We start from the raw sequence: 16,514 nt of genomic DNA, 5'->3' as shown, positions 1-16,514 counted from the left end.
TCCATACAAAAAAGATGTGTGTCACACGATTCGTGGCACACATCTTTTCGGATTGTTAGACGAGCTGTTTACGCTTCACGCTCGGCCCGCATCTCTGCCGGCACTTGGCCGCGCTTCGAGATGATTTGAGCAATCACGAGAGCGACGACGAACGTCGCGAACGCCGCGAAGAAGCCAATCCACATCGAGCTTGTGATTCCGAGCACCAAGTAACCGACCGCCGACACTCCTGCCGCGATCAACGCGTACGGGAGTTGTGTCAACACGTGGTCGATATGGTGCGACCCGGCACCCGTCGAACTGAGGATCGTCGTGTCCGAGATCGGTGAACAGTGGTCACCGAACACGGCACCTGCGAGCACAGCGGCAAGCGTCGGGAGCAACAGCTCTGGGTCGACCGCCATGATCAAATCAGCACCGATTGGTAGCATGAGACCGAACGTCCCCCAGCTCGTACCTGTCGAGAACGCCATGAGACCGGCGATCGCGAACAAGATGAGCGGCAAGTAAGACGCCGCGATCGTATCTGTGACGAAGCTTGCCAAGTAATCACCAGTTCTCATATCCCCGATGACGGCGATGATCGTCCAAGCGAACAGCAAGATGAGCACGGCTGGCCACATGGCCCGGATACCGGCCCACGCTGCATGGCCGTAATCCACTGCTGGAATGTTGCGACCAATCAGGAGCAAGAACGCCACGATCAAACTGATGACCGCACCGGCAACGAGTGAACGCGTCACGTCCGTCGATTCAAACGCACCGAGCAGCGAGAAGCTTTGACCGTCGGCAGCGAGTGCTTGACCACCCGTGTAAAGCATGGCCGCGACGGTCGCGATGATCAAGACGATGATCGGGACGATCAAGTCGCGGACTTTCCCACCATCATGTTCTTTAATGTCTTCACTCATCCCCATCGGTGCACCTTTCGACACGTCGTAGAGCTCGCCTTTAAGCGCACGTAGCTCGTGCGTCCGCATCGGTCCGATGGCAAGCCCTGTGAAAGCGACGTACCCTGTCAACATGAGTGCGAAGATGGCATAAAAGTTCATCGGGATGATTTGAATGAACGCCGAGAACGACGAGTAGCTGTCGATTGAGTACTTCGTTAAAATACCAGCAATGATGGCGATGATGTAGGCACCCCAGCTCGAAAGCGGGCTGATGACACAGACTGGCGCTGCCGTCGAGTCAATCGTATACGCGAGTTTAGCGCGCGATACTTTCTTCCGGTCCGTCAGCGGCCGGCTAATGTTCCCGACAGCGAGACTGTTAAAATAGTCGTCGATGAAAATCAAGATTCCAAGACCGAACGAGACAAGGCGTGCGCCGCGCGCCGTTTTGACGTTAGAAGCCGCCCATTCACCGAACGCGCGAGCGCCGCCTGACGTTTGGATGATCGACGATAAAATACCAAGCAAGAGCAAGAACGCGATCAAGAGCACGTTCCATTCGTTTATGGCCCCATCTGCCCAGAACAAGGCAATGACGTTCGACCATAAGTACTGAATCGATTCAAGCGGGTTGAAGCTATGAAGGAGCAAGACCCCTGCGATGATCCCGACACCGAGTGACGGAATGACTTTCCTAGTTGTGATCGCCATAATGATGGCGAGTAGTGCCGGTACTAACGAAAGCACCGATGTTGAATAATCTACCATGCTGATTTCCTCCTCTTCTGTTTGAGATGAGGCCCCCCAATGCTTAAAAAAACGCAAAGCGAGGGCATCGGCAACAAAGCCGACACCCTCGCTGGATGTTCCGTCTTTCTTAGCCGACTTGGAGCGCTCCATACGTAATATATGTATGGCAGTCTGACGGGTATTTCCCGTCAGCCCAGCATAAAGTCAGAGACATGACTTTACACTTCGGCGATTCTGCCTTTCTGTAGTCTTCACCGTTGTCATCCTCGGACTACTTACTCATCAGCATCGCACCTCTACCTCATCGATAGCACGAATATTCATTTAAAGTTACGTCTAAATTATCATAGGTTACAGTAACATATCAATAGTTTTTTTAGTCACGGACGATTTGTTTTAATACAGCGAGCGCCGCTTGGTCGTTTGACTCAACGGCTTTAAAGAAATCACTAAAGAAATGATAAAGCACGAACCGTTCGGCATGCGATGACGTATGATCTTTGATCGTCAATAAAATAAGACGGCGCAACCGTCGCTTCGTCTGCGTCTCGCTAGGCAATTCTTCACATCGGTCTTTGAAGGCACGATACACAGAATTGATCAAATCCTCATGTTCATCATACGACCGGTTGTAAGCAACTTGTTCCATCTGTTATATCCCCCCTTTCAATTTGTACCGATGAAACTTGTTGTAACTATATCAACTTAAGCGCACGCATTCAATCGTTTCGGGTTGGTCTTTACGAAAATCATACGTTAGACCGAGTCAATTTTCGATAAATGAGAACGTCGTCACATCAAACAGTCCCATGTCCGTCAATTTCAAGTCGGGAATGACGGGAAGCGCCAGGAACGACATCGTCAAATACGGGTTGAAGTGACGGTGAGCCCCGACGACGTCAAGTGCGTCGTTCAGCTGTTCGAGCACGTCTGCGACTTCATGATACGGACGCCTCGTCATGAGCCCCCCAATCTCGAGCGGCAAGACGGCAAGCACTTCCCCTTCCGAGACGGCGACGACACCGCCACCGACCTTCTCGAGCGTCTCTGCAGCCAGTAACATGTCTTCCGGGCTGACGCCGGCGATGACAAGGTTATGGCTGTCGTGGGCGACCGTCGCTGCGAGCGCACCACGTTTGAGTCCGAAGCCCGTCACCGGTGCGAGCGCCATATGGCCCGTCCCATGATGCCGTTCGATGACGGCAAGCGTCACGATGTCCTCGTTAAGATCAGCGCCCGATTCATCCGGATTGAAGACGTGGCGGACACGCTGCGTCAACAGGCTGTTCGGCAACACTTGAATCACGTCGACCGCTTCTTCCTTGATCGGCAGGCGGAACGAGTCAGTTGTCAGGTCCGGGAGTTTGAGCTCACCTTTCATCGGCTTCGGCACTTCAATTCCTTCGGCCTCGAACGTGGCTTTCCCCGCTCGAGCGACTACTTCACCATCGACGTAGACGGTTTCGATGTTAACCGATTCGACGTCTGACAAGATAACAAAGTTCGCTTTCTTGCCCGGCGCGATCGCACCGACGTCTTTCAAGCCGTATGCTTCGGCCGCATGAAGGCTGGCGATGGCGTATGCTGTCTCCGGCTTGACGCCCTGACGGATTGCCATGCGGATGTTATAGTCGATACCACCTTCTGCCACGAGATCATCGAGGTGCTTGTCGTCCGTACAGAACAAGAAGCGGTGGGCGTTACTTTCGGTGATGGCCCGACTCACTTTCTCGACGTTCCGCGCGACCGAGCCTTCGCGAATCTGGACGTAAAAGCCACGACGGACCCGCTCAATCGCCTCTTCTGCCGTCGTACATTCGTGGTCGGTCATGATGCCAGCTGTCCGGTACACGTTTAACTGATCAGGATTGAGACCTGACGCGTGACCATCGACGACTTTTCCCGCGAGTTCCGTTTGTGCGATTTTTTGGAGCATGTCCTCGCTTCCGGCTTCGACCGATGGATAATCCATCACTTCCCCGAGACCGTGCACCCCTGGGTCTCCTAAAAATGGCGCAAGGTCTTCGGCGTACAGTTTGGCGCCCGCATGTTCGAACGGCGTCGCCGGGACGCAGCTCGGGAGCATCATCCGGACGTCGAGCGGCAACCCTTTCGCATCGGCAAGCATATACTCGATCCCAAGCGCACCGTTAACGTTCGCGATCTCATGTGGGTCGGCGATGACCGTCGTCACACCAAGCGGCAGGACCGCTTTCGCAAATTCATGCGGAGGCACCATCGACGACTCGATGTGAACGTGTGAGTCGATGAATGACGGAGCGAGCGTCCAAGTCGGGTCATGATATTCCGTCTCCCCTTCGTAACCTTCCCCGATGGCGACGATATAGCCTGAGTCGATGGCGACATCAGTGCGAATCGTCTCGCGGCTATAGACGTCGATGACCGCTACGTCCTTAAAGACGACCGCCGCTTTCTTTTTCTTGGCGGCAATGTCGATCAAATATTGTTTTTCCATCTGTCTGTCTCCTTTTGCAACGTATTTTACCTATCTTATCAAGAATAATCTTTCGGGCGCAATTTCTTTTTGTAGTTGTGCGACAATGAAAGCATATCTAATTGAAAGGGGTTACACATATGCAATACAAATTAGGAGAGCTGATCCCACAAGTCGACGAGACGGTATTCGTCGCGCCTGGCGCCCACGTCATCGGTGACGTCACGATCGGAGCCCATTCCGGTGTCTGGTTCAACACCGTCATCCGTGGAGACGAGGGCCCGATCCAGATTGGTGCTTACGTCAATATTCAAGACGGGTCGATGATCCATCAATACGAAGGATCACCGACAATCATCCATGACCGCGTCTCGATCGGTCACATGGCGATGATTCACGGGTGTGAGATCGAGGAAGGCTGTCTCATCGGGATGCATGCGACCGTGCTTGATGGTGCGAAAGTCGGGAAAGGCTCGTTCGTTGCCGCCGGCGCTCTCGTCACGCCGAATATGCAAATTCCGGAAGGTGTCATGGTCATGGGCGTACCGGCCAAAGTCGTCCGTCCGCTCAATGACGAAGACCGCTTCATCATGGAACGGACCGTCAACAAGTATGCGAAGCGGGCCGAGCAGTACTTGACGACGTGTGAACCGCTAACACCGACACAAAGTTTGTGAAAGCGTTTACAAGATTCATAAATTGTTAACGATTACCCCGATTTTTCTTCATGTTTCCCTTGTATACTGAGGATGTAGTCAAGCCGACGTGTCGAAAGGGGCCAATTGTATGTATCCAAACCATGCACAACTCATGTTAGACCTGTACGCCTCGTCCATTAACCCAAGCTATTGCCTTCACATCGATGATTCGTTCGACGATACGCTAAAAGGTACACATCGAGAGGTTTGGGAACGGATGCAATTGGAAAATACTATAGAAGAAGAAACTCAAACTGGGGGAAAGTAATCACCATGATTCCGAAGAATGTCATTCAAAACTGGCTTGCTGGCAAGCTCAAAAAATAAACTGAGACGTTTTTAAACGTCTCAGCCTATTCATATATCTAGCTCGAGTACGGCCACGCCGCGCTCGAGCTTTTTCATGTTCACTCGAAGATCGTCAAACACGTATCAAGCGACTGCCGCGCCTTCGTCGGCGGGACGTCTTCAAATCGTCCGAGTTGGAGCAGACCGACGAACGTCTCCCCGTCCGCCCCGATCATCTCCTGCAGGCGAGCGTCTTCGAAGATACCGCCCGTCCGCCAGACGAGCCCGATGTTTTGCTCGGCACAGAGCAAATGGAAGTTCTGGATGAACGTCGCCGTCGCGAGCAGCGCGTCCTTTTGCCCTTTCTCCGTCTCAAACGGCTTCGTCGTCACGTATATGCACGCCGCCGCGTTGCGGATCCGTCCGGTAATCTTCTCTCGCTTTGCCTCAGGACCGTCTTGAAACGCCGGTTCGAGCGCGTCTAACAATACGCTTTTCCCGTCTCCATTGAACAAATAAAGATTCCACGGCTCGACTTTGTTATGAAACGGCGCTTGGTGGGCCGATGTCAGCAACTGATACAGCAATGCCGTATCAAGCGGTTCCTCTACAAACATCCGAATCGTCCGCCGCGATTCGATCAACTGTTGTCCGACTGTCTTCTCCATTAGAAATCACTTCCCCTGATGTAGTCTTTTTCATCATAAGTGAAAACGGTTCTCATTTGAAGGGGAACGACTTCACCAAAAAACGGATCCCTGACTTAGGAATCCGTTTCATCAGTTAAATCGATTGTCCAATCACTTCACAGGCGACCAAATCTTCGAGTGTCTGTCTACGGACGACGAGACGATGCGCCCCGTCTTTCACGAACACAACGGCCGGGCGGAGCATTTGGTTATAGTTGCTCGCCATCGAGAAGTTATAAGCGCCTGTCGCTTTGACGAGGAGAAGATCCCCGGCTTCGACCGGCGGGATGAGCGAACGGTTCGAGATGATGTCTCCCGACTCGCAGCACGCACCGACAATCTTCGCTTCAAGCGTCTTCGCTTCATCCATCCGTGTCGCCGCGATGACGTCATATTCGGCATCATAGAGGGCAGGACGGATGTTGTCCGTCATGCCGCCGTCGACCGAGACGTATGTGCGGACACCGCTCACGTCTTTGACAGTCCCGACTTCATATAGCGTCGCACCAGCGTTGGCGACGAGCCAGCGTCCCGGCTCGATGCCGATTTTTGGGAGCGGTAGACCGAATCGCTCCACTTCTGAAACGAGCGTATCCATCACTTGCGTCATCGTAGCGGCAAAGTCGAGCGGATCGTCCGTCTCGAGATAGGCGACGCCGAAGCCGCCACCGATGTTCAACACGTCAGCAGTGAAGCCGGTCTCCCGACGAATCGTCTCGATAAAGTTGACCATCGTCTTGACCGTATTGATGAACAGCGTCGGTTCTTGAATCTGTGACCCGACGTGACAATGGATCCCTTTCAGATGAAGACGTTCCGCCGCGAGTGTTTCCCGGACCGCTTCAAGATACGTATCGTCATGCGTCGGGAAGCCAAACTTCGTATCGACCCCACCCGTCTGGATCGCCTCATGGGCGCCTCCGACGACTTGCGGGACGATGCGGAGCAAGACGTCGACATCGACATCATGCTTTACGGCGAGACCCGAGAGCAGACCGATCTCGCGCATGTTGTCGATCGTGAAATGGGTGATGCCGTTCTCGAGTGCGAACGAGATGTCTTGCACCGTCTTATTTGACCCGTGAACGTGAATCCGGTCAGCCGGGACACCGGCATGGAGCGCGACGAACATCTCACCGCGTGAAACGACGTCGATGCTCAAGCCCGCCGTCATGACTTTCTCATACACGGCCGCGATCGACATCGCCTTTGACGCATAGAGCGCGTACGTGTTCGGATACTTATCTAAAAATGCGCTCCGGACGAGCCCGAGCCGAGTTTCAAGTTCTGGCTCGCTCATGATATAGAGCGGCGTCCCGTACGTCGCTTGAAGTTCTTGGACGGATACGCCCTCGATCATGCAAACGGATTGGTTGCTTGTGTACATAAAATGCCTCCTTCAAAGCGATGCGGGACACGCCATGAGCGTGCGCATAGTTGTTCCGAGTTGTTGGCGTGCCCGGTCCGGGTCACGTCATCGATCTTCGTCTCATTACCGTACAGCTCGACCCGGTCACCGATTTGAACCGTCTCGTCGACGCGGAGGAAGCTGTGGCTCATGAAAATATTGCTGACGAACGGGAACGCCCGTCCATTAATGTGGACCGGCAAATGCCGGCGGGCCCGCATCAAGCCATCGCCATATCCGACTGACAACACGGCGATCCGCTCTTTCGACGGTGCCGTGTAGCCCGTCCCGTAGCCGACGTGTGCGCCGGCCTCGATATCGTGCACGGCAACGACTTCCGTCTCCCAATGAAACGCCGGGACGAGCCAATCGACGGCTTCGACCGACGAGTAGCCGTAGAGAAAGATTCCGACCCGGACGTGCGTGCAATGACCGAGGCGCGGATCGGCTTGAAGCGTCGCCGCACTGTTGGCGGCGTGCACGACTTCAAACGAATGTCGTTCGATCAGACGCGTCGACCAGTCGGCAAACCGTTCGACATGGACACTGTGCTCGATTTCGGCGTTATCGGCGTCGGCGAGCGGAAAGTGTGTGCATAAACCGACGAGATTGAGCTTTTCATCTTGGCAGAACGCTAAGATGGCGAGCGCTTCTTCGAACGTCTTCGCACCGAACCGGTTCATGCCGACGTCGAGCTTCAAATGAAGACGGACGCCGTCGAGCTCATGGCGTTGTGAGACGAGCCAATCGTACGAACCGATGGCGACGTCTAAACCGTCGCGATGCACGGCCGACCACTCGTAAACGGGGTTCATGACGAGGACGTTCGCCTCGGGCGCATGCACCCGGACCTCGCTCCCCTCGTCGAGCGTCGTCACCATGAAGTGACGCACCCCCTCTGCATACAGTGTCGTCACAACTGGCTCCATCCCTAAGTTATAGGCGTTGTTTTTCACGACGGCAAACACCGGTCGGCCGAGTGCCTCGATCCGACGTTTGTTCTCGCGAATCGCGTTTAAGTCAATTGTGACTCCCATACACATTGCTCCCTTATTCTTTGACTGCTTCTTTGACGAACGTAATCCAATCGCGATGTGCCGGGATCAGTCCCGTCACGGTCTCGCGGTAACGGGCGAGCATAGTCGTTGCGACCGTCTGAACCCCGCCGCCGATCGAGATATTGTCGACTTCGATGACACTCGTCACTTCAGCTGCTGTACCCGTCAAGAAGATCTCATCTGCTACATACAATTCGTCACGTCCGATATGGCGCTCAATGACCTCGAACCCTTCTTCGCGGGCGAGATCGATGACCGTTTGACGCGTGATGCCGTCGAGGACGGAACAGTCGAGTGACGGTGTGAAAATTTTATTGCCTTTGACGAGGAAGATGTTGGCGACGCTCGCCTCGCTGACGTTTCCGTTCATGTCGAGGGCAATCGCTTCGTCATACCCGTCTCGGACCGCTTCTCCTTTAAGGAGTTGCGAGTTCATATAGTTAGCTGCCGCTTTCGCTTGCATCGGCATCATCGTCGACGAGACGCGGCGGTATGACGCGACTTTCGCCCGGATACCGACCGTCTTGCTGAAATATTCGCCGAGCGGCCAGCATGAGATGGCAACGTGTACTTTCGTTTCCTGTGTCGGCATGAGTGCCTGCCAAGGTGTGCCGAGGAAAACAAATGGACGGATGTAACACGCTTCAAAGCCGTTGCGTTCGATCAATTCGATCGTCGCTTGTTCGAGCTCGTCGACCGTGTACGGTAGTTCGACGTGATAGTAAGCACACGAACGAACGAGTCGCTCCAAGTGTTCACGGAGTCGGAAGATGGCTGGACCTTCCTCTGTGTGATACGCCCGAATTCCTTCGAAGAACCCGCTACCGTAGTGGATCGCGTGCGTCATGATACTCGTGTTCGCGTCACTCGGCTCGATCCAAGCCCCGTCTTTCCACATCCATTGTCCATACTGTTCCATTGTTCAACTCTCCCATTCACTTTTGATATTTTCTGTCTATTATACGTTACAGGGAGCGTAAGTCATCCACTAGTTGTGTTTTTTCTGCTGTTTTTTCATCTTTTTGCTTGATGACGCGGGCTGGCGTGCCGGCGACGACACTTCCTGCCGGGACGTCGACTGTGACGACACTGCCTGCTGCGACGACTGCATTCTCGCCGACACGGACACCTTCTAAGATGACCGCGTTTGCACCGATCATGACCCCGTCTTCAATGATGACCGGGTCTTTTGAAGGTGGCTCGAGGACACCAGCGACGACTGCGCCAGCGCCAAGATGGACGTTTTTACCGAGTGTGCCGCGAGCGCCGATGACGGCGTTCATGTCGACCATCGACCCGTCACCGATGACGGCGCCGATGTTGATGACCGCCCCCATCATGACGACGACGTTGTTGCCGATTTGAACGTGGTCACGGATGAACGAACCTGGTTCGATACGGGCGTTCAACTTCGTCGTGTCGAGCATCGGCACGGCGCTGTTGCGGCGGTCGAACTCGAGGTGCGAATCGGTGATGACTGAAGCGTTCACTTCAAGGAAAGTGGCCGCACGTTCAGCCGTCGTGAGGAATAATTTCGACTCGTCCGTTCCGAATGCTTTTGCCTCTTCGATTGTTAGACCTGCCAACTGACCGTTGACGTACAATTTGACTGGTGTTTCTTTCTTGGCATCTTTAATGTATTGCGCGATTTCATAAGCGTTTGTGAGTAACATGAGTGGCCTCCTCGTATAGGTTCGTTAAATTGTATAATCCGGCCGGGCGGTCGAGAATCGTCGCCGCCGCGGCGAGTGCCCCGTTCGCGAAGACGCGTTTCGACAGGGCCGTATGTTTTAATTCAAGCATTTCATCGTCTCCGGCGAAGAGCACCGTATGCTCACCGAAGATCGTACCGCCGCGGACCGAGTGCATGCCGAGTTCGTCGGCACCTCTCGCCTCACGGCGTGACGCACGTTCGTACACCGGCGTCACGTCCCGCTTCGCCTCGATGGCACGGGCGAGCAGTTCAGCCGTCCCGCTCGGCGCGTCGACTTTTTTACGGTGATGCGCTTCGATCACTTCGATATCATAACCGAGCGTGAGCGGCACGAGCTGGTCAAGCAACTGCTTCAACAGTGCAATCCCGTAAGACGTGTTATACGACTGGAAGATCGGAATCTGTTTCGACGCTTCCTCGATCTTCACGAGTTCCGCTTCCGAGAAGCCCGTCGTCGCGATGACGAGCGGGATTTGCTTGTCTTTCCCGAACGCGAGCACGTCATCTAGCAGCGCCGGGTTCGAGAAGTCGATGACGACGTCGATCGCGGCGTCAACTTCTTTCAGTGAAACGGGATGATCCCCGCCCGCCGGTGAGACGATGGCCGCGACGTTCAAGTTTTGAGCGAGCGCGACTTCTTCAACGATCTGCCCCATCGCGCCGTATCCGTGAATTAACAAGTTCACTGTCTCACCTCATTAAACTGCTCCATCGCCGACAACAGACGTGCCTCGGCCGTCGCGCTCATCGGAACGAGCGGGAGGCGCGGCGAGCCAAATTCGAAGCCGCGGGCGTTCAACGCCGCCTTGACCGGGATCGGGTTCACTTCGGCGAACAGTTCATCGATGACCGGAAGCAAGCGGATCTGCCATGTGCGGGCCGTCTCTAAATCTCCGGCGAGAAGCGCTTCGGCGAGCGCGACCGTCGCTCCCGGATACACGTTCGAGAGCACCGAGACGACACCTTGGGCGCCCCATGCCATGTACGGCAGGATTTGGTCGTCGTTTCCGCAGTAGACCGGGAAACCTTCCGGCAAGTGGGCCATCATTTGCGCCATCACCGAGATGTCCCCGCTCGCTTCTTTCAACGCAGCGATCTGTGGGTGTTCGGCGAGTTCACCGACCGTTGCCGGATCGAGCGCGACGCCTGTCCGTGACGGGACGTTGTAGAGCATGAGTGGAATCGGTGACGCGTCGGCGATCGCCGTGAAGTGGGCGATCAGCCCCGCTTGGGTCGACTTATTATAGTAAGGAGTGACGACCATCGCCATCTCGGCACCAAGTTCTGCCGCCCGTTTCGTCTTGGTGATACTTAACGCCGTATTGTTCGACCCTGTCCCGGCGATGATGACGGCACGACCGGCGGCGACTTCGATCGCCTTCGTGAGGAGCGTCTCGAACTCTTCGTCCGTTATCGTCATCCCTTCGCCTGTCGTCCCCCCGATGACAAGACCGCTGACGCCTTCTTTGATTTGATCTTCAATCAATGCTTCCCACGCTGTGAGATTTAACTGACCGTCCGTTTGGAACGGTGTAGCGAGTGCTGTAGCGACTCCTGTAAACATATGATTTCCCCCTTATTTCGTAGCGACTTGCCCGATCATGCACTGGGCGATTTGAACGGCGTTCGCCGCCGCCCCTTTGCGAACGTTATCGGCGACACACCAGAGATGGAACGTGTTCGGTTGCGACTCGTCGCGGCGGACGCGACCGACGTACACTTCGTCCGTCCCGTTCGCATCGAGCGGCGTCGGGTAGACGAGCTCGCTCGGGTTGTCCATGAGGACGACGCCTGGCGCGTCACTGAGGACCGCCTTCACTTCCGCGAGCGTCGCTTCACGATCGAGCGTGACCGTGATCGAGACGGCGTGGCTGTTACGGACCGGGACGCGGACACACGTCGCCGTCACACCTAATTCTGGTGCGTTCAAAATTTTGCGTGTCTCGTCGATCATCTTTTGTTCTTCTTTCGTGTAGCCGTTCTCGAGGAAGACATCGATATGCGGCAGCACGTTATCGTAGATCGGATACGGGTAGTTTTGCGGCTCTTCACCGCGGGCGCCCCGTTCGAGGTCTTCGATGCCTTTTTGTCCCGAACCGGAGACGGCTTGGTAAGACGTATAGGCGACACGCGTCAATCCATATACTTCTGCGAGCGGTGCGAGGGCGACGACCGATTGGATCGTCGAGCAGTTCGGATTGGCGATGAGCATCTTGTCTGGGCTCAGTTCGACTCGGTTCACTTCTGGTACGACGAGCGGGATTCCTGCTTGCATCCGGAACGCGCTCGAGTTATCGATGACGATGACCCCTTGTTCACTCAAACGCGGTGCATACTGTTCACTGATGCTACCACCGGCCGAGAACAAGGCGATGTCGATCGCGTCTGCGTAAATCGCGTCCGACAGTTCACGGATGACGATGTCGCGACCGTTCACTTCGACCGTTTTCCCAGCCGAGCGGGCTGACGCATATAGTAATAGTTCATTGATTGGAAACTCATATTCTGTGAGTACGTCGATCATTTTTTGACCGACGGCGCCTGTCGCACCGATGACGGCAACGTTATACATGGTAACTCCCCCTTATAAATGGAAACGCTCCGCGATGGCCGCGACTGCCGCTTCAACGTCTTGATCGTTAATCGTGTAAGAGATGCTGATCTCTGAAGTTGTGACTTGATAGAACGGGATTCCGCTCTCACGGAACGTGGCGAACAATCCGGCTGCGACACCGGTCGCGTCGCGCATGCCGATGCCGACGACCGAGATTTTCGCATGTTCGGTATGACGGTCGATTTTAATTTGTGGGAACGCCTCCGTCAGTTCGGCGAGCGCTTCTTCGAGGAACGCCTCCTCGTCAAGTGGACAAGTGAACGACAGGAACACTTCACCGTCGAACGCTGTCTGACTGATCATGTCGATATTGACGTGACGCTGTGACAACTTCTCGAAAATATCGGCAACCCCTGCCACTGAATGCGGAATATGTTTGATCGAGACGCTGAGCACGTTTTTCACGACGCTCACGCTCGTCACCGCTTTTTGTTCCATCGCCTGTGTCATATCCATGATCCATGTTCCTCCTTCGCTCGATAGCGTCTTCCCTACAAAGATGTTCACATCATATTTTTTGGCCAGCTCGACGCTGCGCATTTCCATCACTTTCGAGCCGAGCGCGCTCATTTCCATCATCTCGTCATACGAGACGGTATCTAGGCGACGTGCCGTTTTATGGATACGCGGGTCGGCCGTATAGACACCGGCGACGTCCGTATAAATCTCACAACGTTTACTGAGGACGGCGGCAAGTGCGACGGCTGTCGTATCCGAACCACCGCGTCCGAGCGTCGTCACATCCCCGAACTCGTTGACGCCTTGGAAGCCTGCGACGATGACGACGTCATTCGTTCTGAGCCTTTCTTCCAACACTTCTTTCCGGATCGCTTTGATCTTACTTTTCGTGTGAATGCCCATCGTGTCGATCCCGGCCTGTTGCCCCGTGAGCGAGATGGCGGCGACGCCTCGTGAGTTCAAGGCGATGCTGAGCAGACTGATCGTCTGTTCTTCTCCGACGGCGAGCAAGCGGTCGAGCTCACGAATCATCGGACGCTCTGTAATTTGTTTTGCGAGTGACAGGAGCGAATCGGTCGTTTTCCCCATCGCGGAGACGACGACGACGAGTTTCTCGCCAGCGACGACTCGTGTCTGTAAATATTCAGAAATTGCCTGAATCTGTTCGATTGTGGCAACAGAACTTCCTCCAAATTTTAGTACGGTTGTCATCAGGTTCCCCACTTTCATGATGTCGACCAACAGAAAAAGCGGCAGACCGGTAGGAAGCACTCTCCCTACGGTCTGCCGCTTGTACGCGCAGTTGAAAAACGATTAAAAAATCGTTCCGTAGATAGCGCTCCATGGCATTTCATCCATGGCAGTGTAGGCGTTGTTCACGACTACCCCAGCCTTCGTTCGTACGCATGCGAACGTTGACTTCGGCGAATTTCCCCTTTCGGCTCGATCCGGAATGCGTCCGTTTCAATCAAGCTTACTCATGTCATTCGCAACCTCTATCTGTCAGTTGTTAGTTTTAGTTATAACAAATGCTTCCCGGCTTGCCAACCTTTTTTTAGAAAAAAAGAAACTTTCTAAAAATAATCACCACGACTTCTTCATCATCCGATGCGGGATATCGGCGTCTAAAAACTCGTCACCGAACGTCGTATAGTCGAGCCGTTCATAGAACGGGAGCGCCGTCAGTTGAGCGCCGAGCTTCAACTCATGCAGCCCGCTCTCGCGCGCCACATCCTCGATTTCGAGCATCAGCTTTTTCGCATATCCGTTCCCTCTCGCCGATGCGAGCGTGGCGACGCGTTCGACTTTGCCGACACCGTCTCCGATCGGTCGCAGCCGTGCCGTCGTCACGGGCTCCCCGTCTATCATCCCGACAAAATGGATACAGACTGGATCGAGGTCGTCATATTCGAGCGCCGGGTCAATCCCTTGCTCGCCGATAAAGACAACCTCCCGTACAGAACGGGCTCGTTCGATGAGCGACGTGTCGTTGCCGTGTTCAATCGTCAACATGACACCACTCCTTCCTGTAACCGTTTGACGACTTCTGCCGTGGCCCGTTCTAGGTCGACGATCGATTCGAAGCGGGCTTGGGCTTGTTTATGACTGCCACCGCCCCGACCGATGCCAAGGTCGTCTAACGTCCGTTTTAAAAACTTGCCGATGGCGATGTCATGCGTCCCGTCATGCATGAGCAACAGTTTTTGTCCGGTATGATTGGCACCGACGGCAATCCGTCCGGTCGCCGCGATCCGTTCGACGATCATCGTCGTGAGCGTCTCCGCCTCGGTCTTGCCGACGTGCGTGATGACGTAATTGTCCTCTTGTAAGAATGCTGCGACTTTTGCCTTGGCGACCCGGGCCTCGAGCACCTTCACTTCTTTTTCACGTTCGAGTCGCGCCGTCCGCTCTTCGGCGACACGGGCCGCGACCGTCTCGTTCGTCGTCGACAACGTTTGATGGATCGCCCGTAGCGCGGTGCGCGAAGATTGGATGACCGTTAGTGCCCGCATCCCTGCGACATACGTCAAACGAACGTTCCCCCGCACTTTTTTCATCGAGGTCACTTTAATGATCCCGAGCTGGCCGGTCGTCGACACATGCGTCCCTCCGCAAGCGTTATAATCGAGTCCATCGATTTCGACGATCCGAATCGTGCCGGTGCGATCCGTCGCTTTACGTAACCGGTCATGCTCGACTTCGCCATCCTGTAATTCAAAAATGTGAATCGGTCGGTTGTCGAAGATGATTTGCTGGACGTCACGTTCTAACGTTTCGATTAACTCCCAATCGAATGATTCGGCCGCGATCTCGATCGATGAATCGTCAGCACTGATCCCAAAACTGAGCGTCTCGATACCGTATCGGTCTTCAAGCAAGGCCGTCAGCACGTGTTGCGCCGTATGTTGGATCGAGTGGTCGTGACGTGTCGCCGCGTCGATTTGACCGATCACTACCGTTGCTTCGTCGATTGGCTCGTTGACGAGGTGCCACACGGTCGAGTCGTCACGTTGCACATCTAAAACGGCTTGTCCGCCAATCGTCCCTGTATCGGCCGGTTGTCCACCACCTTCCGCGTAAAAATGTGTTTCTGCAAGTGCGATCCACGTGCCCCGCTCATCTTCCCGCTGCGCTGTCACCGTCGTTTCAAATTGCCATGAGTTCATATTGGTCGCCACCTTTTCTGCATGATATGTTCAGACAACTAGTCTGATTTGGTCTATAATAAGTAACACTTACCCTTAGGTCAGGAGCGATATGTATGTTACAGATTGATAAAAAGTCCCCGCTACCTATTTATTATCAAATCGAAGCTTATTTAAAGCAACAAATAGATGCTGGCGAGCTCCAACCCGGCGAATCGATCCCGTCTGAACGGGAATACTCGGAGCGGTATAACGTCAGCCGGATGACGGTGCGCCAGGCGATCACAAACCTCGTCAACGCCGGTTATTTGAGCCGTCAAAAAGGACGTGGTACGTTCGTCGCCAGTAAAAAGATCACGATGGCGCTGTCCGGTTTGACGAGTTTTTCAGAAGAAATCAAACACCGGGGCATGCGTCCGTTCAGCCGTCTATTGTCATTCGACACGATTCCGGCATCGAATAAAATCGCGCAGAAATTGAATGTCGCAGCCAGTACGCCGGTCTATGAGATGAAGCGTCTCCGACTCGCCGACGAGGACGTGCTCGCTTTAGAGACCGCCTATATCCCGGTCGCCTTGTTGCCCGAACTGACCGAGGCGGATGCCGTCGGCTCGATTTATGAGTACGCCGAACAGTCCGGACTGCGTTTAAAAAATGCGACACAGACGCTCGAAGCCCGAAGCGCCGGACCTGTTGAAGCGAAGCTGTTGACCATCTCCCCGAACGCGCCCGTCCTATTGATCGACCAACGGACGTATCTCGAGAACGGCGACATGTTCGAATACAGTCGATCTTTGTTCCGCGGCGATGCGTATTCGTTCACTGTCGCGATGGAACGCACCT

General features: G+C 54.6%; 16 protein-coding genes and 2 riboswitches. Of the genes, 2 read left to right on the top strand and 14 right to left on the bottom strand.

Going from position 1 to position 16,514, the window contains the following annotated elements:
• Positions 1-68 precede the first annotated feature (68 nt).
• The 3 genes from A6395_RS11190 to ade all read right to left on the bottom strand — a co-directional run bounded on the left by A6395_RS11190 (position 69) and on the right by ade (position 4,119).
• Entirely contained in the window at positions 69-1,661 is a 1,593-nt protein-coding gene (locus tag A6395_RS11190; RefSeq protein ID WP_071399088.1) for a Na+/H+ antiporter NhaC family protein, read from the bottom strand.
• A gap of 113 nt (positions 1,662-1,774) precedes the next feature.
• Positions 1,775-1,950, bottom strand: a riboswitch (Lysine riboswitch).
• Between the two features lie 69 nt (positions 1,951-2,019).
• Positions 2,020-2,292, bottom strand: a complete 273-nt coding sequence (locus A6395_RS11185) for a hypothetical protein (RefSeq protein WP_070328841.1) — start codon at positions 2,290-2,292, stop codon at positions 2,020-2,022.
• Between the two features lie 117 nt (positions 2,293-2,409).
• Positions 2,410-4,119, bottom strand: coding sequence for an adenine deaminase (gene ade, locus A6395_RS11180; RefSeq protein ID WP_071399087.1), 1,710 nt, complete (start codon positions 4,117-4,119; stop codon positions 2,410-2,412).
• Between the two features lie 119 nt (positions 4,120-4,238).
• Here ade and A6395_RS11175 point away from each other — a divergent pair, with 119 nt between their 5' ends.
• Complete coding sequence (locus tag A6395_RS11175; protein ID WP_071399086.1) at positions 4,239-4,775, top strand: gamma carbonic anhydrase family protein; 537 nt, start codon at positions 4,239-4,241, stop codon at positions 4,773-4,775.
• A 428-nt stretch (positions 4,776-5,203) separates the two neighbouring features.
• On the opposite strand, the gene A6395_RS11165 is transcribed toward A6395_RS11175, so the two are convergent.
• The 11 genes from A6395_RS11165 to A6395_RS11115 form a co-directional block, all read right to left on the bottom strand.
• Positions 5,204-5,752 carry a nitroreductase family protein gene (locus tag A6395_RS11165; RefSeq protein ID WP_071399084.1) on the bottom strand — a complete coding sequence of 183 codons (549 nt, stop codon included), beginning with the start codon at positions 5,750-5,752 and terminating at the stop codon, positions 5,204-5,206.
• A 115-nt stretch (positions 5,753-5,867) separates the two neighbouring features.
• Positions 5,868-7,160, bottom strand: coding sequence for a diaminopimelate decarboxylase (lysA, locus tag A6395_RS11160; RefSeq protein ID WP_071399083.1), 1,293 nt, complete (start codon positions 7,158-7,160; stop codon positions 5,868-5,870).
• Positions 7,130-8,218 carry an alanine racemase gene (gene alr / locus A6395_RS11155; RefSeq protein ID WP_071399082.1) on the bottom strand — a complete coding sequence of 363 codons (1,089 nt, stop codon included), beginning with the start codon at positions 8,216-8,218 and terminating at the stop codon, positions 7,130-7,132. Before alr ends, lysA begins: the two co-directional genes overlap by 31 nt.
• A 13-nt stretch (positions 8,219-8,231) precedes the next feature.
• Entirely contained in the window at positions 8,232-9,158 is a 927-nt protein-coding gene (locus tag A6395_RS11150; protein WP_071399081.1) for a branched-chain amino acid transaminase, read from the bottom strand.
• A gap of 46 nt (positions 9,159-9,204) precedes the next feature.
• Complete coding sequence (dapD, locus tag A6395_RS11145; protein WP_071399080.1) at positions 9,205-9,912, bottom strand: 2,3,4,5-tetrahydropyridine-2,6-dicarboxylate N-acetyltransferase; 708 nt, start codon at positions 9,910-9,912, stop codon at positions 9,205-9,207.
• A complete protein-coding gene (gene dapB, locus A6395_RS11140; protein WP_071399079.1) occupies positions 9,890-10,639 on the bottom strand; it encodes a 4-hydroxy-tetrahydrodipicolinate reductase in 750 nt (249 codons plus the stop codon). The genes dapD and dapB overlap by 23 nt, the downstream gene beginning before the upstream one ends.
• Positions 10,636-11,517 (bottom strand): 4-hydroxy-tetrahydrodipicolinate synthase, encoded by an 882-nt coding sequence (gene dapA, locus A6395_RS11135; RefSeq protein WP_070328830.1) that lies wholly within the window; start codon positions 11,515-11,517, stop codon positions 10,636-10,638. The genes dapB and dapA overlap by 4 nt, the downstream gene beginning before the upstream one ends.
• Positions 11,518-11,529: 12 nt before the next feature.
• On the bottom strand, positions 11,530-12,525 hold the full coding sequence (locus A6395_RS11130) for an aspartate-semialdehyde dehydrogenase (RefSeq protein ID WP_071399078.1): 996 nt from the start codon (positions 12,523-12,525) through the stop codon (positions 11,530-11,532).
• 12 nt (positions 12,526-12,537) lie between these two features.
• A complete protein-coding gene (locus A6395_RS11125) occupies positions 12,538-13,737 on the bottom strand; it encodes an aspartate kinase (RefSeq protein ID WP_070328972.1) in 1,200 nt (399 codons plus the stop codon).
• Between the two features lie 114 nt (positions 13,738-13,851).
• A riboswitch (Lysine riboswitch) is annotated at positions 13,852-14,032 on the bottom strand.
• 77 nt (positions 14,033-14,109) lie between these two features.
• Positions 14,110-14,538, bottom strand: coding sequence for a GNAT family N-acetyltransferase (locus tag A6395_RS11120; protein WP_071399077.1), 429 nt, complete (start codon positions 14,536-14,538; stop codon positions 14,110-14,112).
• On the bottom strand, positions 14,532-15,692 hold the full coding sequence (locus tag A6395_RS11115; protein WP_071399076.1) for an alanyl-tRNA editing protein: 1,161 nt from the start codon (positions 15,690-15,692) through the stop codon (positions 14,532-14,534). Before A6395_RS11115 ends, A6395_RS11120 begins: the two co-directional genes overlap by 7 nt.
• A 95-nt stretch (positions 15,693-15,787) precedes the next feature.
• On the opposite strand from A6395_RS11115, the gene A6395_RS11110 reads away from it, so the two are divergent.
• On the top strand, positions 15,788-16,514 hold a 727-nt coding region (locus A6395_RS11110; RefSeq protein WP_071399075.1), incomplete at its 3' end, for a GntR family transcriptional regulator.

Source organism: Exiguobacterium sp. SH31 (assembly GCF_001816105.1).
GTDB lineage: Bacteria > Bacillota > Bacilli > Exiguobacteriales > Exiguobacteriaceae > Exiguobacterium > Exiguobacterium aurantiacum_A.
This window is presented reverse-complemented; position numbering and strand designations above follow the sequence as displayed.

What these genes read in the sequence shown, in the direction of transcription:
- A6395_RS11125 (WP_070328972.1), bottom strand. Translation starts at nt 13,737, where the DNA reads ATGACAACCGTACTAAAATTTGGAGGAAGTTCTGTTGCCACAATCGAA.
- A6395_RS11185 (WP_070328841.1), bottom strand. Translation starts at nt 2,292, where the DNA reads ATGGAACAAGTTGCTTACAACCGGTCGTATGATGAACATGAGGATTTG.
- alr (WP_071399082.1), bottom strand. Translation starts at nt 8,218, where the DNA reads ATGGGAGTCACAATTGACTTAAACGCGATTCGCGAGAACAAACGTCGG.
- A6395_RS11150 (WP_071399081.1), bottom strand. Translation starts at nt 9,158, where the DNA reads ATGGAACAGTATGGACAATGGATGTGGAAAGACGGGGCTTGGATCGAG.
- A6395_RS11175 (WP_071399086.1), top strand. Translation starts at nt 4,239, where the DNA reads ATGCAATACAAATTAGGAGAGCTGATCCCACAAGTCGACGAGACGGTA.
- A6395_RS11165 (WP_071399084.1), bottom strand. Translation starts at nt 5,752, where the DNA reads ATGGAGAAGACAGTCGGACAACAGTTGATCGAATCGCGGCGGACGATT.
- A6395_RS11130 (WP_071399078.1), bottom strand. Translation starts at nt 12,525, where the DNA reads ATGTATAACGTTGCCGTCATCGGTGCGACAGGCGCCGTCGGTCAAAAA.
- ade (WP_071399087.1), bottom strand. Translation starts at nt 4,119, where the DNA reads ATGGAAAAACAATATTTGATCGACATTGCCGCCAAGAAAAAGAAAGCG.
- A6395_RS11190 (WP_071399088.1), bottom strand. Translation starts at nt 1,661, where the DNA reads ATGGTAGATTATTCAACATCGGTGCTTTCGTTAGTACCGGCACTACTC.
- dapA (WP_070328830.1), bottom strand. Translation starts at nt 11,517, where the DNA reads ATGTTTACAGGAGTCGCTACAGCACTCGCTACACCGTTCCAAACGGAC.
- dapD (WP_071399080.1), bottom strand. Translation starts at nt 9,912, where the DNA reads ATGTTACTCACAAACGCTTATGAAATCGCGCAATACATTAAAGATGCC.
- A6395_RS11120 (WP_071399077.1), bottom strand. Translation starts at nt 14,538, where the DNA reads ATGTTGACGATTGAACACGGCAACGACACGTCGCTCATCGAACGAGCC.
- A6395_RS11115 (WP_071399076.1), bottom strand. Translation starts at nt 15,692, where the DNA reads ATGAACTCATGGCAATTTGAAACGACGGTGACAGCGCAGCGGGAAGAT.
- lysA (WP_071399083.1), bottom strand. Translation starts at nt 7,160, where the DNA reads ATGTACACAAGCAACCAATCCGTTTGCATGATCGAGGGCGTATCCGTC.